This window comes from Mesorhizobium sp. CNPSo 4661 (assembly GCF_057784215.1).
The window spans coordinates 12,779-29,333 of sequence record NZ_JBWGIO010000030.1; the positions used below are offsets into that span (position 1 = coordinate 12,779).

Sequence of the window (16,555 nt, forward strand, 5' to 3'; positions counted from 1 at the left end):
TGTTTCCGGCGATTGATCAGCTATGAGACCGTGCTCAAGGAAGACACTGTCCTCTGCCTTGGTCGTGCCCGCCGCCATCTATGCCGTGGTGCCAGCATGTTGGATAGGAGATGCCGGCTACTTCTCCCAGATCCGTCAGGTTATGATCTAGCCCGCGACGGCTGGGCGATCGTCTACGTTTGCCTCCTCCAATCTTATATTAGCCAGCGCTTGGAACCTCGAACGATGCATGGAGTTCCCTTTCGATCATGGAGGAGAAACCAATGACCGAAAAAGATAATCTGACCGGTTCCATATCCGACCGCGATGCGTGGGATCGCACGTCCGGCGCTGCCACCGCAGGCAAGTCCGGAGCGGCAATCGATAAGCTGAAGTCGAGTGCCTCCGACGCGTTGGGCGACCTGAAAGACGCTGCGGCTGCGGTTTCGACAGATGCCCGAGGGTATGCGGGGGGCGTGGCCGCGGATGCCGCGGGTGCTTTCAAAGAGGCGGTGGAAACAAACAAGACCGCCGGGGCCGACGCTATCGCAAACATTGCCCACTCGGTCAAAGAAGCGGCAGATGGCATCGAGCAGAAATCGCCTCAAGTGGCGAGCATAGTGCGCAGTGCCGCCGAGGGTGTGGAGCGGATTTCGACCGACATCAGGGATCGTAATGTCGGCGAGCTGGTCGACTCGGTGACAAAGTTCGCGCAACGCCAGCCCGCCGCTTTCTTTGGCATCGGGATCCTCGCTGGTATCGTGCTGACGCGCTTCATGCGGAACTCCAACTCCTGATCTGTCAGGGCCAGGAGGGCTGACATGGACAATGGGCCGGAGGTTCGTTCTTTTGGAGGCGTTGTGCGTGAGGCGGGAGACCGAGCAGCGTCTTTGGCTCGTCTCGACCTGGAACTCTTTCACGCTGAGCTGAAATCAAAAGCTTCCACGATCATGGCGTCTGGGATCTACGGGATCGCGGCGGCGGTCCTGTTTGTTCTGGGGTCGTTTGCCTTGGTGGAGTGCCTGATACTCGCCATCGTGCTGGCTGGAATCAGTGCCGTTTTGGCGTGTCTGATCGTCGGTGCTGTGCTGTCCGTCGCGGGGGTGGCGTCGCTGCATTTCGCAAAAAAGGCCATCGCAGGTTGGACGCCGATCCCGGAGCAGACAATCGCCCAGGCAACCGCCGATTTCACCGCGCTGAAGAGAGGACTCCATCATGGCGCCAACCAATGAGCAGATTGCAGCCTTGGCGGCAAGAGCTGCCTTGGAGCGACACGCGCTAGCTGGCTGCGTCGCGGAGATTACTCGCCGAGTGCAACCTCGTCAGCTGGCAGACGGCGCCATGGCCATCGCGAAGAAGAAGATGGAAGAGACGTTCGGCAACGTTTCCAATGCCGTGAAGGAAAATGGTGGGACGGCAGGGCTAATCGGCCTGGGGGCAATTACCGCATTCGAGGTCGGAAGGCTGAGCGCGACCGAAAATACTTCCAGGCATTCTGATGACCATGCGAGCGACCCGGAAACCGAGCCGCCATACGAGCGATCGGACCCGCCGGTTGGTTCGTTTGCTCGGGCTGGCGCGGTGGCTCGGTTTGCAGGCGGGCTGGCGATCGGCTCGATACTAAGCGGCGGCTTCAGGTCGACGGCGCTAGAGAAAGAGCTGATGGCCAATATCCCGTCCGAACTGAGTATACCTGCAGGCGACTTCATCTCTCAACATTCGAGGGGTGCGAAGATTTGGGCCGCGCAAGCTTTCGGATTTGCAAAATATGGCGCTGCGTTCCTTGTCATCATGGCGGCCATCAGCAACCATTTGAGCGGGTCCACCTCGAGCGACCAGAACGATGCCGGTTAGCTTCCGTGCCTCAGTCCGCACCGACCAGCAATCGGATGTCGAGGAAGCTGCTCGATTGTTGTTGGCTCCCACTTCCTTGCTCGATCCGGCCTCACGGACGATGCTGTCGATCCGTTCGCTGTGCCGCAAAGCGCCGAAAGTCGCGGCGTCGGCAGAGTAGACGGCGGCATAGGCGTTCCAAAAGCTTTGCATCGTCTCGGATCGAGATCCGGAGCCCCTTCGTCGTTATTAGCCACCGCGCATGTTTCTTCGCTAGTCCGCGTCGCAGGGGAAAGCTACCTACTCATCTCGCCAGATCACGCGCTTCTCCCACCGGATTTGCACCAAGCGCCGGTAGCGGATCGTGTGCGCCTGCTCTCCGGTCGGGTGGAATAGCTCGGCGTCCAAAGGTTAAGCAGCGTCCTTAGCGGGATCGGTCCTGATCCGGGAAGCTAGAGTCGACTCTAGGAGGCTTCAATCTCGGTAGGCACGGTCCCGCGGAGACCATCGCGCGGCTTGAAGCTGGAAGCCTTCGATGCGGACTCTGCTACACCGCCGACTCTTGGTGAACGGGCGTCCGATTAAGTATCTTGCAATCCGAAAGCCGCCTTTCCGCTACTTGATGAGTTTCGGCGCCGGAAGACGTACGAAAGTCCTCGAGGAAGGAACCCGCGGGCCACATGCGGTGAGCTAGGGGATTTCGATTTGCGGCTGCTGTCAGCGATGGCTTTCGACCACAACATGGAGTTTTTATCAGTGTCTCATGACCGATTGTGCTCGGCCTAACCGGTGCGGGAGGCCTGACATATGGCGGATCGGCACGGGCTGCAGAGGGTCAATACAGGGGGACCGGAGACGAACGGGGAAGCAACCCAGCGGATGCTCCGAAGACGAAGTAAGCATCGCGCAATTTGGCTATGGACCGGCAGGGCCGTGGACGCCCTGTTTCTGACACACCACGAGGCCTGATCGGCGAGGACGACGGGGCGCCGGCTCGCACAAAGATTGTAAACGTGGCTATCTCCGCAGACCAAAGAAGCTCAGGACTGCGAGAATAACGACGACGAGCCCAACGAGGTAAATGATGCTATGCATTTCTATCTCCTCCTAGAAGAATAACATTTAGAAAACGCTAATGTTCCGCTGTCGAGCGATCACTTCGTGTAGCTCGAGCGGCTTGTAGAAACGCGCATTTTTAAGGCTTAAATCACCCACTGCAGTGCTAAGCCGAGCGTCGCGAGCCCCATTGCCGCTGTCGAGAGCCAGCCGAGCAGACGCAGCCACCCCTGCACCGGGAACTTGCCCATGATGTCGGCGCGTCCGGCCATCAACATCATGACGATCATGACGGGAACAGCACACATACCGTTGATCACCGCGCTCCAGTAGAGGGCCTTGATCGGGTCGATAGGGGTGAACATGATACCGGTGCCCAGCGCGGCCGCCGCCGCAAGGGTGGCGTAGAACGCCACCGCCTCCTTAGGTTTGCGCGACAGGCCAACTTTCCAGTGAAATGCCTCGCCGACGGCGAACGCGGCCGATCCGGCGAGCACCGGGACGGCGAGCAATCCGGTACCGATGATACCGGCGGAAAAGATGATGAACGCGAACTTGCCCGCCACCGGCTCAAGAGCCTTGGCCGCGTCGGTGGACGAGGCAATGTCGGTGACCCCGGCGTTGTGAAGCGCTGCCGCGGTCGTGAAGATAATTGCCAGACCGATGAGATTGGATAAGGCCATGCCCACCAACGTGTCCGCGCGAATGCGCTGAAACGCCCGCGCTGCCTGCCAGGGGGCCCATTTTAGCGGCTTGGCGGCCGGCTTCGCTTCCTCTTCCTCAACTTCCTGCGACGCCTGCCAGAAGAACAGGTAGGGCGAGATGGTGGTGCCGAGAATGGCCAGCAGGGTGGTGAGGAACGTCCCGCTCCATTGGATCTGCGGGATGAGCCCTCTGGCAGCATCACTCCAAGAGACCTTGGCCGCGAACATAGCCATCACGTAGGCAAACAGGCTGAGGGTCGTCCATTTGAGGATGGTGACGTAGCGGCTGTAGTCGAGGAACACGATTGCCGCGACACAGACCGAGGCGAAGCCGATCACGTAGACCGAACTTGGACCTCCGACCAGCAGTTTCAGCGAGTCGGCCATGGCGCTGAGATCGGCGCCAATGTTGATGACATTCGCGATAAAAAGCAGGGTGACGATAAAGCAGAGCAAGGCCCGCGGGTAGTAGCGGACCAAGTTGCCCGATATCCCTTTGCCCGTCGTGCGGCCGATCCGCGCTGAAATCTCCTGGATGGCCGCCATCAGTGGGAAAGCCACAACCATTGTCCAGCCGATAGTGAACCCGAGCTGCGCTCCCGCTTGGCTGTAGGTGCCAATACCTGAGGGATCATCGTCCGAAGCCCCGGTGATAAAGCCCGGCCCGATAGTGCGCAGGAACCGCTGAAACGGCCCTTTCGCGATCATGTTGCTCTGCTCGTGAGAGGCTCCCGAACTGGCATCGCTCACGTCTTAGTCCTCCATGCCCAAGGCCCTGCAACGAAGGGTCGACCTCGGTCGAGGGCTCACCGACGACGTATGAGCGCCTGCTAAGTTAGGTTGGATGGATGATGAACGGGGATTATTCCCTTCAGTTCCCTCGCATCTACTTAAGCCCGCGAGGATAAGCTTCGACGCGCCGGTCACCGCGCGCCCGGGCCGCCGCTCTCTGTGGGATACGATGTCGCCGTCCAGGCGCGATAGGCCTCCTCATCGCCCTGGCTCCTCGCACCGAAGGCGCGCCAAGCGGTAAATGAAGATGCAGGCTACTCGCGCTAGCCGGCTAGATGCTTGTGACTTTCGAAGATGCGGACCTTTTCGGGATAGCCGAGATGGAGCGTCCCGTTGCAACCCGGACACCTGAAAGTGGAAATGACCTTGAACCATGAGCCACGGCGAATGATCGGATGCGAGCATCGTGGGCAATCGAACTTCAGTTGATGATCATTGAGACTTTCCGGGATCGGCAATTGGGCACTCTCCTCGCAATCAAGTTACGTGGATGCCCACCATCATCGCAGGTCGATGCTGGGCATCCACGGGCTGGCAATGAAGGGACTATTCTTGCCAGCCCACCCTAAGAGAAATTTCCGGAAATGGTTTCACGGCTGGGACCTATGAGCGACGTGGCAAGACGTTCGTCTCAGGGATAGTAGGACTGAGGGGCAAGGGACGGCTCGTGGAGGAACCAGCCAGGCTCATTACTGTTACAGGACAGCCCGTCGCGCACACGTTGCCAGCGCATCCGGGCGGTCCCCAATACCTGCCCGCCAGCTCCAGCTGGCGGGCTTTTTGGCGGCTTGACAACCCACCATAGCGGGCCAGTTTCTCGGCGTTTGAGGGATCAATCGGGGATCCGCAAGGCGAAGCTTTCTGCCATCGTTGTGGGACCTTCCGTGCCCCCGCCTCTACCGCCGCCCTGATGCCAAGACGGCTCAGGCGAACGGTAAAGCCCGCCGGCTCCGGTCGTCGGGCTTTTTTGTTACCCGGAACCTAAAGCACGGAAAAGCATTGCCTTTCCATGTTCAGCGACAAAGAAACCCTAATCGTCGAAGCTTGCCTGCTGGCAGCAATACCGGTCTCGATCGGCATAGCAGTGCTGTCGGCCGCGATCTTCCACTGATGTCGCACAGGCCGCTAGCGACTGCCCATGCCATCTACCTCAATCAGGAAAACGGAATACGATCCGGCCAGCAAAATCCTCTCGGTGTGGTTTGTGGCCAGCGGCAAGCGCTACGACTTTGAGGAGGTGCCACCAGAGACCTACACGGCCTTCCGGTCGGCCTTCGTCAAGGGCCGCTATTTCAACGACCACATCCGCAATCATTTCCGGTATCGCCGCGTTCCGGACTAACTGTCCATTTCAAGAGGCTGGTGACCAGGTTGTTCGTGCCAAATGACCTGCCTAAGGTCGCGCCTATCGAAGCCATGGGGATTGGCGCAAAGTTTTTACAAGCGCTGATCCCGGCCGGTGGCCGTATCCAATTCAGCGAGGCGCTCCCAGGCACACCAGCGACGCCGTCTACCACCCTGCGTGCGAGGCGAACCTCGAAGGATCATATCGAAGCGGATCGATAGCGCTTACCGCGGTGGCCCAACGATGAACTGGCGCAAGATCAAGTGCTACGTCGAGAAGGAGATGGACATCCTCGGCGTGCAGCGAGGGGCCGGTGAGCCGGCCATGGTGCTCATGGCCGACAAGGGCCACTACATGGGCGGCGCTTTCGTCACCTTCAAAGCTGACAAGCGCCAGGCGCTGTGGAACCGCATTCATCGGCAAGGTGGCGCTCCGCCGCCGAGGGGTTTGAAGAAGCAGAAGGCGGAGTGGCTGAAACCCGGCCTCGTCGGTAGAGTGAAAATCCTCAAGGGCGAGGAGATGCTGCGGCACGCCTCGTTAAAGGATTTTCGGGAGGATGAATGATGGCCGTCGCCAAGAAGGATCAGGAGCGCGTCGGCTACGCGTGGATGTATGGCCAGCAGGCGCGCAAGGACGGCAAGGAACGGGCTGTGCCTGATTATTGGGTCGAGCATGCGGAAGCTTGGTTGCAGGGTTTCGACGGGGTGTCGCTCGGCGCTGAGCCCAAGCCGGTGAGCGATCGACTGGAAGCCGAGCTGGACGAAGGCGCGGTGTCGAAGCGCTAGTTCAACGAAGATCGCCTCGGCCGCGACATTCCGCCCTCGGAACGAAATCGCTCGACTTCAGTTGATTTTGGGAAGGGACGGCAGACTTAAGGGATGCCGAACTATGGTCGAGATTCTCAATCTGGAAGTTGCCAGGGCGCGTCAGCGCATCAATCGAGCAAACCGCTCGCTCAGCCGGGCAAACGAGTTGGCGGACGAGTGCGGCGGGGTTGCTATCAACCTGACTCTCTGCAACCGCATCCGCGTCGAACACCAGCGCGTGATCGATGCGCGCGCCCGCTTTATGAAGCTCAATCCCGAAGCACGCTATTGAGGGAATTTGCCATGCTGTTTGAACCGCTCAATTCGGACGGCCGAAAGCGAAGCGCCCTCTACCATGCCGCAAGGTTGGAGATGCTGCACAAACGGGTTGTGACGCGTATGGAGCGTACAGACCACGCGGCGGACGAGGTCGAGGCGGCGGCGGAATTGCTCGTTGAAGCTGTTCAACCGTCTGGAAAAGCCCAGACGCTCGGCATGTAGTGCGCCAGCGGTCGGTCTTGGCTCTCCTCCAGGTTGGCGTTCAGCCGGCCGTCGATGATATACAGCACTTCAATCATAGGAATTTCTCCCCTTCGCCACGGTGCTCGTAGCAGGACCAGTACGATGGTTGTTTCGGCCCGAAACCCCAACCGGCATCCTTGCCGCATTCGGCATGCTCGCAGCGTGCCCGAGCGGGCCGCGCGGGCGCTGCTGGATGGTCTCACCGGTGCGAGTGGCCTCGTCGCTCATCCGTAGCGCCGTCCGCGCGGGGTGCCCTTCATCTTGTCCAATTCATCCTGCAGGTGGCCGTTGAGCACGATCATCTCCTTCAGCGCCTTCACGGTGTCGCCGCCGTGAAGCTTGATGAACTTGTCGGCAACCTGTTGCAGCGCTGCCTCCTGGCGGCTGTCCAACCTGACGATGTGATCCATGGCCGTTATCCTAGAACAAGGAAGCCTGCGCTGGCGGCTCGCCTGGAAACTTGATCTGCGTTTCCGGCTTCTCAACGATCACCAGCGTGTCGTCCGGCGCCGGCCGCTGTAGCTTCTTCGCCTCCGACCAGGGGGCGGTGAGCCACAATTCGGTTTCCTCCGGCGTGGTCAGGATCACCGGCATTGCCTTCTCGTGGATCGGCTTGATGAGCGCGTTGGGATTGGTCGTCAGGAAACCATAGATTTCGTGGTCGCCGGGGCCTTCCTTCACCTTGCGCACGCCGTGCCATGGCGTCCACAGGCCGGCGAAAAAGAACAGTGGTCGCTCCTCGCTGACCGCGAACCAGAAGTTCTTCTGGATCCCGGTTTCTGGATCCTTGTCGCCCGGTGTCGGCGACGGCTCGGCAAAGCTCGTCACCGGCACCACGCAGCGGTTCTCGACGCCGAGATAGGGCTGCCAGTGGGCATACTGCGGATTGCGGACATTGGTTGTGCCGGAATCGGCGTTGCCGCGCATCCGCTCGGGGGGCGTTGGCATGCCCCATCGAAGCCTGGCGAGCTCGCGGCTGCCGTCGGCAGCATTGCGAACCACCGGAGCAAATTGGTTTGGGTAGATGTCGATCGAGGACTCTAAGTTGCCGGAGATGTCGCGGAGCGTCCGCGTCCACTGGCGGATCGCCTCCTGGCTGGTCGATGATGTTGTAGAGATTGCACATGCCTAGCTCCGCAGGGCTTCGGGCACGCTGAGCGGCCCCATTTCCAGAATTCGCTCATAGGCGCCGGAGCGCCACCATACGCCGCGCGCGCTACCGTTCTTCCTGTCTCGCTTCGGATCGAACTTGATACCGCCGAAGTGGTCAAGGAAGGCCGCTGCGGCTGCGCTATCGGAAAAGCAGTGCAGCCGCCATTGTTCCTGCTTGCCGTCCTCCCAGATCGCGATTACGGACCTGATCCGGCATTCGAGGCCGTGCTCTTCGAGGAAGCGCCGGATCAGCGTGAAATTGTGACCGGTGCAGATATCGTCGGGCAGGGCGGCCTGGTGCGGCATCTCGCGGTCGATGATCGTAGGCGCCGGGATGCCGCGGCTTCGCGTGACCATCAATGCTGCTGGCGGCGCGCCTTCATTCGGGCGGCTTCCGTCAGATCGATCTCGGCTTGGTCGCAGATCGCCTCCGCGAGCGACAGCTGCAACTCCAAGTCTTCTGGGTAGCACGCCGCGACCCAGCATGCCATCAGTTCCGCAATGGCCTTTTTCTGGCTGACATCGGACAGGCCGCGCAACTGCTTGCCCATCTTGCGTGACGCGAGATGGATGGCGGGCAACTCGCGCTTGATGATAGCGAAGATTTCGGGTTGGTCGGCTTCGGTGGCACGTAGGGGCTTCATTGGAAATTCCTCCATTTCGCCTACAGTGAACGAAAAGAGAACATTGAATCAAGAGACCTCTTGACGTCACAGGAATATGTTCCTCATTTCAGCATATGCCGGAACAACCAGAGAAGTGGCCGCGAGGTGCGGTCTGGACGCTGACGCATGCCCATGATGCGGGGCAAGCGTGCGGCATCCGCTGCGGTAAGTGCAATCTCAAGCGCTTCTACAAGCCGCTAGAGCTGCGCGAGGTCATCGGCAATGTCACGATCGATGAGGTTCGGGAAAAGGTACGGTGCCAGCAATGCGGCAGCCGCGAATGGATGGACGCCGAGCTGTTCCATCCGACCGGAGAGCAGGCGCACACGATCCGGTATAGGCGCCTAGTCCAAATCCGCTGGGAGAAGCGTGTGATCTGGCGAGATGAATAGACCCGCTAGAAGGCAAGCACCGTCAAGTTGTGGAATTCTTCAAAGCGGCCAGGGAAATTGCGTGCCAGATACCGCACCACCTTGGAATTATCCATCAGCCGGCCGAAATACCGGCTCGCGGTGATGAGTTCCAGGCTCAACGGGCCGCGCCGGTCGAGCGCGTTTAAGAATGCGCGGTTAATCTCGGCCAATTCGGACACCATTTCTGCCCTCCGGTCCTTGGAAAGGCTGGCGAGCTCAGGTTGCGGATGGATATCTTTAACCAGGAACGACGGTGGCGTGAGAGCGACGAGCATCTTCACGTAGTTGACGCTGACCGGCCCCCTGGCAATCATCAAGCGAGCAATCTCTATTTGCCTGACCGGAAGCACCACCCGCAGCAATGCGAAAAGCCCTGCCGGCCCGGTGCAATCCCTCAGCAGACTTAGGACTTCTGGGCAAATCTCGCCGGCTGAAATCGGATTGGCCTCCCCGGAGATAGGTTGCGATGAGGTCCGCGCAGGTGGAAAGCCGCTGATTCTCAGCCCCAATGTATTCGGCATTGTTGCAAGGCCTTCGGATGCCAACAGCGCACGGAATCGCCGGTCGCCCGTTATCAGGCGAACCGTCACGACGATCCTGTCCAAACGGTGCTCCAGTTCCTCCACCTCTGCGATGAAGGCACGCTTGCGTGTGCGCTCCGCGTCGTAAATCTTCAGAAACTCGGGAGTGGAACGGCGCATCTTCGGGCGCATCTGATCGGAGGCCAACGCCCCCGCATGCCGGCGGTCGTTGTTGAGGAGAAGCTGGTAGGCAACTTCTCGTTTCAGCCGCTTTGGCGTCATATTGCCATCTCGACGGCCGCTCGCTCCGCCAACACAACCAGCGGCGTGAGCGTAGGGAAGACAAATGAATCCAGACGCGCCCCGTTATGGGCGTGCAGATCAGGTTTGCCGGCGATCTCACCCACGGGAGCAATCAAATAGTCTCGAATGGTCAGGTCGCCGGGACTCATCCGGATCAGGACAAAGATGTCCGACAGCGGCTGCCGATCAGCCTTCGAAAACCAGCGCGGATAACCGAAGTGGGAAACCCTGCAGCGTGCTATTGCTATCGCCACGGTTATCTCCTCGTTGATCCACACGAGGCCCGTCTCCGCCTCATAGGCCGCAACGGCGCCCCGCTTTTCAACTTCGGCCAAGAAATCCTGAATCACCTGCAGTTTCACGGTGTCCAGTCGTCGATTGACGCTGATGTGGCGGTAATTCTTGGGCGCCTGGTATCCGATCAGCTCATAGGCCTTGCCGAGGGATCCAAAACGCCACCAGTATCGTTGGGCCGGCGGGCAATCGGGGTCGTCATCAATGATGAAGGTTGACAGAGCGCCGCGGCGTGCCAACAGCGCCTTTAGGGCGTCCAACATCTCCTGATTGGACTTGTGGCGATGGATGGTCTTGAGCAAAGTCTGAGCTCGCTTGAATAGCTTGCGGTCGACGATCGGCTCGAGGACGTTTTCTACACGGAGCCACTGGTCGGGAGGATTGTGGAACCGATGGCCTTTGAGCTTGGTCGATCCCCTATTCCAGACGCTGTTGCCAATGTAATTCTAGTTAGTCAGTAGCGAGTGCACCGATTCCCTCGTCCATGGGCGCCCCAGGTCCGTCAGCGCGCCGCGCTTGTTGAGCGTTCGGGCGACTTCAAGCTGTGTCTTTCGAGTTCTTACAAAATGCTTGAAAATCCATCGTACCGTCGCGACCTCGTCGGGCGGCCCGTGGATCAGAACGATGCGATCGGATTGCAGGTTCTTGTACTCGTATGACGAAAGGATACCTTTCGGATGCCCATGTTGGTCGACAAGCAGGCGCCGCAGGCCAAATCCCGCTTTGCCGCCCTGCCGAAAACCCATCCGGATTAGCCTCGCCTGGCCGACGAAGACTTTCTGCGACAGCATTCTGCTGTGCTCCGCAGCCATGCTGCGTTTGATCGCCTTGAGCACATCAGATCCGATGCTGCCGTCGTTTGCGAACTGTTCGGCGCAAAATTCGATCCGGACGCCAGCCATCTGGCATCGATACTCATATGCAGCGCTCTCATCGATATTCTGGAAGCGTCCCCATCGGCTCACATCGTACACCACGACGGTCTCGAAATCGGCATTCCCACTCTCGACGTCAGCGAGAAGTTTGCTGAAGCCCAGGGCGGCCTCCGAGATTGAGGCCACTGCGCCCCGCATCCTCGTAGCTGGCAACGATCTCGTAGCCCATGATATCCGCATAGTCGCGGATGGCATCCCTCTGGTTTTCGATCGAGTAGGTCTGGTGCTCGGTCGACATACGAAGATATTGAGCCGCGCGAACCCTGCGCCTCCCCGCGGGAGGGTCGCGGGCCCTTGCAACCTTGTCCATCGCCTTGCACCGTCGTGCTGGTGCTTTAAACTAGCGGTCGATGACCGTGTGGCAAGGGAACGGAATGCGTCAGTACGTCGGGCTGATCCACAAAGAGGACGCCAGTGATTACGGAGTGTCTTTCCCTGACTTCCCCGGTGTTGTTACGGCTGACGCAAGTCTCGCCGAGGCGCGCGAGCTAGCCGAACAGGCGCTTGCTTTCCACGTTGAAGGTCTCATCGATGACGGCGAGGCCCTTCCCGTTCCCACCTCCGTTGCACAAATCGAGGCAGACGCCGGCCGTCGAGATATCACAACCATCATGGTTCCATTGAGGATTCGCTAAAGGTTACTGCCAAGAGAGCCGCCTTTCCCGTTTGGCAACCATGGCGTTCAACTGCCGGGAAACCGTGATTCACTTCGTGAGCCGGCGCGCCGCCGTTCCGCCGCAATGCGACCGCACTTGGCGATTCCGCCCCCGTTTACCAATCCCTGGGGCTTCAGAGGAGTTCTAGTGATGATCATCAAGAAGGCTATTCTGGCGGTGCTGATGACCGCAGCACTCGCCGGCTGCGAGACGCAGACCGAAGGCCAGCAGCGGGCCACTACCGGCGCGCTGATCGGTGGCGCCGGCGGCGCACTGGTCGGTCAGGCGATCGGCGGCAACACCAGGAGCACGGTAATCGGTGCTGCCAGCGGCGCGCTGCTCGGCGCCGTCGTTGGCTCGGCCACCACCCCGCAGCGCCGCGGCGACCAGCTCTGCCGCTATCAGGACCGCTACGGCCGCATCTACACCGCGCCCTGCGACGACCGGTATTACAACGGCAACTATTGATCGTTAGCCACCTTCTCCCCGTTCGCGGGGAGAAGGTCCGGGGTATGAGTGCATTGTCGGTCGCGTGCGCCGCAAAAAGGTTCTTGTGCGACGCAACAATCGATGCGTAGATGGGTTTGGGTGACGCTGGCGGGGTCAGGACGACCGGAGAGCGGAATCTGAGACCCGAGACGAGCCATTTCGACGCGTTGCATGGACTGCGAGGCATCGCTGCCGTTCTTGTGATGCTTGGCCATTTCAGCGAGCTTACGGCGCGGCATCTTGAGCTGGCGCCGTCAGGCTTCCTGGCCGTCGACCTGTTTTTTCTGCTGAGCGGCTTCGTGATTGCCCACGCCTATGACGAGAAGTTCCGGAAAGGGATGTCTTTCTGGGAATTCGCGGAGGCCCGTATCCTCAGGCTTTACCCGTTATATTTCGCCGCAATCGGTGTCGCCATGGTCGGCGTGGGCGCGGTCATCGCAACGCAGGGGCTAAGCTCGTATTCCCGGCTGGATTTGCTTGCGAGCCTCGCGTTTTCCCTTCTTTTCCTTCCCACGCCGCCGTCGCTGTCGGTCGGCCCAGATGTGCTTTTTCCGCTGAACGGTCCGGCATGGTCGCTTTTCTATGAACTGGTCGCCAACGCGGTTTTCGCCGCGCTGGCCCTGAAGCTTGCTCGCCGCTCGCTGGCTGCTATCTTCAGCCTTGGTTTCCTGGCGCTGGCGCTGATGGCCTGGCACGGCGTCATCCTGGGTGGCGGGGCCCATTGGGACGGCACGATCGCGGCTCCCGCCCGGATCGCCTTTTCCTTCTTCCTCGGCGTTTATCTGCGGCGATATGCGACCGGAGACAGCCGGGATGGCAATCTTTACATGCCGATCCTGCTGGCGCTTTGCGCGGGACTGATGATCTTCCGTCCCGCCGGAAATGCGCAATTGTACGACCTTGCGATTATAGTGCTGGTCTGGCCCTGGCTTGTTCTCACGGCTTCCCGCTTGCGGCTCTCGGGCTTCTGGCGCGCGATCGCCCTTTTCTCGGGCAACATCTCCTACGCCATCTATGCGCTTCACACGCCGTTGATCAGGATTGTGAATGTCTTGGACGAATCCATCACTGGAACCCAGTGGGATCAGCACGGCCTGCTATTCGTAGTGGGAACATCCATTCTCGTCATCGCGGTCTCGGCGCTTGCGCATTATGTCTACGACAAGAATGTCCGGACGCTGCTGCGGCATCTGCTTTCATTGCGGCGCGCACGCGAGGGGGTGACGCAGTTCTAGCCGATGCCCTGCCGCGCCGGCGGCGATCGACGATGCGCCGCCGATGCTACTCGGCAGGACTTGGCTTCAGCAGCGGCTTGCGGGCGAACCGGCGCAGAACCGTGCGACCGAGTTGCTGGCCAGGCATTTCGATGACCCTGTAGGTAACGAAGGACAGGACGCAGACCACCGGCAGCACAATCGCCAGCACGATGGCGAAGCGCAGCGGCGGCGCGAGGCCGTCGCCAAATCGGGCAATGATGAATGCCGCGACTGGCTGCAGCACCAGCAGGTGGATCAGATAGATGCTGTAAGACAATTCGCCGAGCACACGGAACACGCCTCCGCCCAATGCGACGGCGATCGTTCGCGCCATGGCACCCGCCGTGCCGGGCAGCATCCGGTAGAGGACAAGGGCAAAGAACCCAAGCACCAACGCTTCGCGTATCAAGAACTTCGAGAGGCCGTAGCCGTCGCCGAAGGGGATGGCCGCAAGCGCCATGGCCAAGGCCAGATGAAGCAGTGGCCGCGGTTGCCTTTGCGCCAGGACGCCCGCCAGAAGCATGCCGCACAGGAAGACCTGGATCTTCAGCGGCAGCAACGACGGCATCGGGAAATGGACCGAGATCGCATTGAGGATCATCACCACGAAGGCGCCGAGAGCCGCCACGACTATCGCGCTCCAGACCCAGTCGAAACGGCGCACCAAAAGCATGAGCGCCGGGAAGACCGCGTAGAACTGCATTTCCAGCCCGAGGCTCCAGTCGGGCAGCGGCGTCCGGTAGGCAAGGTTCGGGGAAAGGCCGAACAGGAATGTCAGGTGGGCGGCGATGTTCTTCAGGCTGCTGTCGAGGAAGCGCTCGGGCGCCTGCGGCACACGGCCCAGGAATGCGTCGATGACCGTCCGCGATTCATAAAGATACGGGCCGAGCGCCAGCGCGAAGAACATCATGACGTAGAACAACGGCGCGATGCGGAAATAACGCCGCGTCCAGAATTTCAGCCAGGTTTCAGGCCTTTGCCAAGGCTCCTTGTCCTGGCGCAACTGATAGTGGAACACCATCAGGAAGCCGGACAGCATGATGAAGAGATCGACGCCCAGCGCAGGGTCGCCAAGCACCGGGAGATGCCAGCCTGTCAGGAGCAGGCAGTGACCAACCAGCACCCACAACGCGGCGGCAGCGCGAAGCCCATCCAGGCATTCGATGCGCGATGAATCGGTAAGGCTATCGTTCATGCTGCACTGCAGCATGGCGAGCGAGCCCAGAATGTCAACCCTCGATGGTCTGTCAGCTGAAATTTGATGCGGTCACGCGCGTCATATCGGCCCACCTAGTCCGGCTTACGGGCTGAGGCTGGATCTGAGCAAGGGGAGGAATACCCGCTGATGGTGTGGGGCTTTGGCCCGAAACTCTGGGTAACAACCTGACCAGTTTCGCGATGTTGCGAATGGCCTATTTGGGGCCGCAAGCCGACCGTCCGCCATTGGGGGAGTTCAGCGACTTGCTGCCATTCGGCAGCCGAAGGTGTGGCCTTAAGTCGCAAACTATCGGCTTCGTATAGCAGGGCCTGGGGCTTCATTGATGCCGCGACCAACACCATATGACGACCCATAGCCTTTCAAAACGAGAAAAGCTCGCCTCGGAGCGGTCGCGCTGCGGCCGTCAGTCCGGTATCGGCTTATGAACTAGGAACCTGAAGACCATCATGCGTGAAAATATCAGACTGACTTCGAGAGACGTCCCCCTCATCCAACTAGGCGTCTATCAGTGCCGCTTCCCGGTAAGCGAAGACCCATCAGTGCCCGGCGGTTATCGTTTTTGTGCTGGGCCAACTTCGGCGGATCGCGTCTACTGTGATCACCACCACAGCATCGTGACTGCCCTCGACCCTCGTCGAGCCCGGCCGGGTCGCCTCTTCGCTCAACGACGCGCCGCGTAGGTCACGTTGGGGGGTGCCGTCCGCGCTTTGGCGTGTGTCGCTTCGTCGTCGAGCATTTCCAGACCTTGGCGCACCTGATGTCGCCTATCGCGAGGGCTGCCTGGTCCGTACGGATTTTCATCTTCGTCCAATCGACGGCGTGAAAAGCCGCCGGGGGAAATGTCCATGTTGGCCGCCGGCCGAAGGTGAAAGTACGGCAACTTCCAGGCTTGGCGAGAATCGGCGGGCGGCGAGATCCAGGCGCAGTGCCGACTGACGCTTCGCGCCGCAATCAGAGCTGGTTCAGCAGGCCACGGGGAAGGTCCAATGACTTCTTAAGCCAGTTGCGTCGCGGGGCTTCCGCGGCTTTCTGAAATGGCAGTGCTGAGCACCCTTCCTGCATTTTCGTCCACGAAGGGCTATTAAGCACCATGTCGCAACGCGCGAGGTGACCTTGCCCCGCCACGGCCAAACAAGCGAAACTTCCCGCGGGAAACATCTGACCGTCACCTCGACAGGACGAGGCTGAGGCAGCCCTCGGTATCCGGGTAGCGCCGCCAGGACAGTAATCGGCGATCCTGTTCCAGGAAAAAACGTTCTGGTCGTTTTCGCAACGAGCGAGATAGCTATTGGGGCCTGTCGCCAGACAGGAGTACTGGCCCAACTCGAACTCACCATTCGGGGCGAGACACTTCGCGTCCGCCGAGCTTGCCATAGCGACCCCGGCGAATACCGCGGCAGAAACGAACAATCTGACGTTCCGTTGCTTCAAATGCATCCTCCAATCGGACTGATCGCATTTCTGGATTGCGGCATAATTCTGTTCTGGCCTTCAATTCAATAAGCGACGATGCATGGCAGGCGGTCATCGACCAGATCGATAGCCACGTCAAAGCGCGACCGACTAGAGCGTCCATTGCGGCGGGTCACTTCGGGGCCGAGAACGGACCGTCTAA

General features: G+C 60.1%; 20 protein-coding genes and 3 pseudogenes. 12 read left to right on the forward strand and 11 right to left on the reverse strand.

All coding sequences use genetic code 11. The features are described from left to right. The first annotated feature begins 263 nt into the window (after window positions 1-263). From AC0YKC_RS30560 to AC0YKC_RS30570, 3 genes are read left to right on the forward strand one after another with little or no spacing between them, the layout of a single operon-like run. Entirely contained in the window at window positions 264-776 is a 513-nt protein-coding gene (locus AC0YKC_RS30560) for a hypothetical protein (protein WP_434721392.1), read from the forward strand. A 24-nt stretch (window positions 777-800) separates the two neighbouring features. Beyond that, on the forward strand, window positions 801-1,211 hold the full coding sequence (locus AC0YKC_RS30565; RefSeq protein ID WP_488513730.1) for a phage holin family protein: 411 nt from the start codon (window positions 801-803) through the stop codon (window positions 1,209-1,211). After that, window positions 1,195-1,833, forward strand: a complete 639-nt coding sequence (locus AC0YKC_RS30570; protein ID WP_488513731.1) for a hypothetical protein — start codon at window positions 1,195-1,197, stop codon at window positions 1,831-1,833. Before AC0YKC_RS30565 ends, AC0YKC_RS30570 begins: the two co-directional genes overlap by 17 nt. A gap of 1,181 nt (window positions 1,834-3,014) precedes the next feature. Here the strand turns inward: AC0YKC_RS30570 and AC0YKC_RS30575 are convergent. Together AC0YKC_RS30575 and AC0YKC_RS30580 are read right to left on the reverse strand one after the other, a co-directional pair. After that, window positions 3,015-4,280 (reverse strand): NRAMP family divalent metal transporter, encoded by a 1,266-nt coding sequence (locus AC0YKC_RS30575; protein ID WP_488513755.1) that lies wholly within the window; start codon window positions 4,278-4,280, stop codon window positions 3,015-3,017. A gap of 215 nt (window positions 4,281-4,495) precedes the next feature. Beyond that, window positions 4,496-4,606: pseudogene (locus tag AC0YKC_RS30580) on the reverse strand (hypothetical protein); the annotation flags it as partial. A gap of 896 nt (window positions 4,607-5,502) precedes the next feature. Here AC0YKC_RS30580 and AC0YKC_RS30585 point away from each other — a divergent pair. From AC0YKC_RS30585 to AC0YKC_RS30605, 5 genes are all read left to right on the forward strand, one after another. Next, a complete protein-coding gene (locus AC0YKC_RS30585; RefSeq protein ID WP_320293591.1) occupies window positions 5,503-5,706 on the forward strand; it encodes a KTSC domain-containing protein in 204 nt (67 codons plus the stop codon). Window positions 5,707-5,991: 285 nt separating this feature from the next. Continuing rightward, on the forward strand, window positions 5,992-6,273 hold the full coding sequence (locus tag AC0YKC_RS30590) for an ATP dependent DNA ligase (protein ID WP_488513732.1): 282 nt from the start codon (window positions 5,992-5,994) through the stop codon (window positions 6,271-6,273). Next, on the forward strand, window positions 6,270-6,494 hold the full coding sequence (locus AC0YKC_RS30595) for a hypothetical protein (protein WP_488513733.1): 225 nt from the start codon (window positions 6,270-6,272) through the stop codon (window positions 6,492-6,494). The genes AC0YKC_RS30590 and AC0YKC_RS30595 overlap by 4 nt, the downstream gene beginning before the upstream one ends. Window positions 6,495-6,597: 103 nt before the next feature. Further along, complete coding sequence (locus AC0YKC_RS30600) at window positions 6,598-6,807, forward strand: hypothetical protein (protein WP_488513734.1); 210 nt, start codon at window positions 6,598-6,600, stop codon at window positions 6,805-6,807. Between the two features lie 11 nt (window positions 6,808-6,818). Then, entirely contained in the window at window positions 6,819-7,016 is a 198-nt protein-coding gene (locus AC0YKC_RS30605; RefSeq protein ID WP_434721385.1) for a hypothetical protein, read from the forward strand. 245 nt (window positions 7,017-7,261) lie between these two features. On the opposite strand, the gene AC0YKC_RS30610 is transcribed toward AC0YKC_RS30605, so the two are convergent. The 4 genes and pseudogenes from AC0YKC_RS30610 to AC0YKC_RS30625 form a co-directional block, all read right to left on the reverse strand. Continuing rightward, complete coding sequence (locus AC0YKC_RS30610; RefSeq protein ID WP_488513735.1) at window positions 7,262-7,447, reverse strand: hypothetical protein; 186 nt, start codon at window positions 7,445-7,447, stop codon at window positions 7,262-7,264. 10 nt (window positions 7,448-7,457) lie between these two features. Then, a pseudogene (locus AC0YKC_RS30615) lies at window positions 7,458-8,163 on the reverse strand (SOS response-associated peptidase). A 2-nt stretch (window positions 8,164-8,165) separates the two neighbouring features. Continuing rightward, a complete protein-coding gene (locus AC0YKC_RS30620) occupies window positions 8,166-8,495 on the reverse strand; it encodes a hypothetical protein (RefSeq protein WP_488513736.1) in 330 nt (109 codons plus the stop codon). A 50-nt stretch (window positions 8,496-8,545) separates the two neighbouring features. Further along, window positions 8,546-8,848, reverse strand: a complete 303-nt coding sequence (locus AC0YKC_RS30625) for a hypothetical protein (RefSeq protein WP_488513737.1) — start codon at window positions 8,846-8,848, stop codon at window positions 8,546-8,548. Between the two features lie 80 nt (window positions 8,849-8,928). Between AC0YKC_RS30625 and AC0YKC_RS30630 the strand changes: the two genes are divergently transcribed. After that, window positions 8,929-9,246 (forward strand): hypothetical protein, encoded by a 318-nt coding sequence (locus AC0YKC_RS30630; RefSeq protein WP_488513738.1) that lies wholly within the window; start codon window positions 8,929-8,931, stop codon window positions 9,244-9,246. A 5-nt stretch (window positions 9,247-9,251) separates the two neighbouring features. Here AC0YKC_RS30630 and AC0YKC_RS30635 read toward each other — a convergent pair whose 3' ends face one another. The 4 genes and pseudogenes from AC0YKC_RS30635 to AC0YKC_RS30650 form a co-directional block, all read right to left on the reverse strand. After that, entirely contained in the window at window positions 9,252-10,070 is an 819-nt protein-coding gene (locus AC0YKC_RS30635; protein WP_320293581.1) for a plasmid partitioning protein RepB C-terminal domain-containing protein, read from the reverse strand. Beyond that, on the reverse strand, window positions 10,067-10,687 hold the full coding sequence (locus AC0YKC_RS30640) for a hypothetical protein (RefSeq protein WP_488513756.1): 621 nt from the start codon (window positions 10,685-10,687) through the stop codon (window positions 10,067-10,069). Before AC0YKC_RS30640 ends, AC0YKC_RS30635 begins: the two co-directional genes overlap by 4 nt. A gap of 51 nt (window positions 10,688-10,738) precedes the next feature. Further along, window positions 10,739-11,500 (reverse strand): annotated as a pseudogene (locus AC0YKC_RS30645) (recombinase family protein); the annotation flags it as partial. Further along, window positions 11,397-11,630 (reverse strand): recombinase family protein, encoded by a 234-nt coding sequence (locus AC0YKC_RS30650; protein WP_488513739.1) that lies wholly within the window; start codon window positions 11,628-11,630, stop codon window positions 11,397-11,399. The gene AC0YKC_RS30650 and the pseudogene AC0YKC_RS30645, both read right to left, overlap by 104 nt. Before the next feature lie 64 nt (window positions 11,631-11,694). Here AC0YKC_RS30650 and AC0YKC_RS30655 point away from each other — a divergent pair, with 64 nt between their 5' ends. From AC0YKC_RS30655 to AC0YKC_RS30665, 3 genes are all read left to right on the forward strand, one after another. Beyond that, window positions 11,695-11,955 carry a type II toxin-antitoxin system HicB family antitoxin gene (locus AC0YKC_RS30655; RefSeq protein WP_488513740.1) on the forward strand — a complete coding sequence of 87 codons (261 nt, stop codon included), beginning with the start codon at window positions 11,695-11,697 and terminating at the stop codon, window positions 11,953-11,955. A 171-nt stretch (window positions 11,956-12,126) separates the two neighbouring features. Continuing rightward, window positions 12,127-12,444, forward strand: coding sequence for a YMGG-like glycine zipper-containing protein (locus AC0YKC_RS30660; RefSeq protein WP_488513741.1), 318 nt, complete (start codon window positions 12,127-12,129; stop codon window positions 12,442-12,444). Between the two features lie 110 nt (window positions 12,445-12,554). Beyond that, window positions 12,555-13,700, forward strand: a complete 1,146-nt coding sequence (locus AC0YKC_RS30665) for an acyltransferase family protein (RefSeq protein ID WP_488513742.1) — start codon at window positions 12,555-12,557, stop codon at window positions 13,698-13,700. Window positions 13,701-13,746: 46 nt separating this feature from the next. Here AC0YKC_RS30665 and AC0YKC_RS30670 read toward each other — a convergent pair whose 3' ends face one another. Further along, entirely contained in the window at window positions 13,747-14,916 is a 1,170-nt protein-coding gene (locus tag AC0YKC_RS30670; protein ID WP_488513743.1) for an acyltransferase family protein, read from the reverse strand. Window positions 14,917-16,555: the final 1,639 nt, after the last annotated feature.

What these genes read in the sequence shown, in the direction of transcription:
- AC0YKC_RS30660 (WP_488513741.1), top strand. Translation starts at nt 12,127, where the DNA reads ATGATCATCAAGAAGGCTATTCTGGCGGTGCTGATGACCGCAGCACTC.
- AC0YKC_RS30565 (WP_488513730.1), top strand. Translation starts at nt 801, where the DNA reads ATGGACAATGGGCCGGAGGTTCGTTCTTTTGGAGGCGTTGTGCGTGAG.
- AC0YKC_RS30650 (WP_488513739.1), bottom strand. Translation starts at nt 11,630, where the DNA reads ATGGACAAGGTTGCAAGGGCCCGCGACCCTCCCGCGGGGAGGCGCAGG.
- AC0YKC_RS30625 (WP_488513737.1), bottom strand. Translation starts at nt 8,848, where the DNA reads ATGGAGGAATTTCCAATGAAGCCCCTACGTGCCACCGAAGCCGACCAA.
- AC0YKC_RS30575 (WP_488513755.1), bottom strand. Translation starts at nt 4,280, where the DNA reads ATGATCGCGAAAGGGCCGTTTCAGCGGTTCCTGCGCACTATCGGGCCG.
- AC0YKC_RS30590 (WP_488513732.1), top strand. Translation starts at nt 5,992, where the DNA reads ATGGACATCCTCGGCGTGCAGCGAGGGGCCGGTGAGCCGGCCATGGTG.
- AC0YKC_RS30630 (WP_488513738.1), top strand. Translation starts at nt 8,929, where the DNA reads ATGCCGGAACAACCAGAGAAGTGGCCGCGAGGTGCGGTCTGGACGCTG.
- AC0YKC_RS30595 (WP_488513733.1), top strand. Translation starts at nt 6,270, where the DNA reads ATGATGGCCGTCGCCAAGAAGGATCAGGAGCGCGTCGGCTACGCGTGG.
- AC0YKC_RS30635 (WP_320293581.1), bottom strand. Translation starts at nt 10,070, where the DNA reads ATGACGCCAAAGCGGCTGAAACGAGAAGTTGCCTACCAGCTTCTCCTC.
- AC0YKC_RS30605 (WP_434721385.1), top strand. Translation starts at nt 6,819, where the DNA reads ATGCTGTTTGAACCGCTCAATTCGGACGGCCGAAAGCGAAGCGCCCTC.
- AC0YKC_RS30620 (WP_488513736.1), bottom strand. Translation starts at nt 8,495, where the DNA reads ATGCCGCACCAGGCCGCCCTGCCCGACGATATCTGCACCGGTCACAAT.
- AC0YKC_RS30655 (WP_488513740.1), top strand. Translation starts at nt 11,695, where the DNA reads ATGCGTCAGTACGTCGGGCTGATCCACAAAGAGGACGCCAGTGATTAC.
- AC0YKC_RS30610 (WP_488513735.1), bottom strand. Translation starts at nt 7,447, where the DNA reads ATGGATCACATCGTCAGGTTGGACAGCCGCCAGGAGGCAGCGCTGCAA.
- AC0YKC_RS30670 (WP_488513743.1), bottom strand. Translation starts at nt 14,916, where the DNA reads ATGAACGATAGCCTTACCGATTCATCGCGCATCGAATGCCTGGATGGG.
- AC0YKC_RS30570 (WP_488513731.1), top strand. Translation starts at nt 1,195, where the DNA reads ATGGCGCCAACCAATGAGCAGATTGCAGCCTTGGCGGCAAGAGCTGCC.
- AC0YKC_RS30665 (WP_488513742.1), top strand. Translation starts at nt 12,555, where the DNA reads ATGGGTTTGGGTGACGCTGGCGGGGTCAGGACGACCGGAGAGCGGAAT.
- AC0YKC_RS30560 (WP_434721392.1), top strand. Translation starts at nt 264, where the DNA reads ATGACCGAAAAAGATAATCTGACCGGTTCCATATCCGACCGCGATGCG.
- AC0YKC_RS30600 (WP_488513734.1), top strand. Translation starts at nt 6,598, where the DNA reads ATGGTCGAGATTCTCAATCTGGAAGTTGCCAGGGCGCGTCAGCGCATC.
- AC0YKC_RS30585 (WP_320293591.1), top strand. Translation starts at nt 5,503, where the DNA reads ATGCCATCTACCTCAATCAGGAAAACGGAATACGATCCGGCCAGCAAA.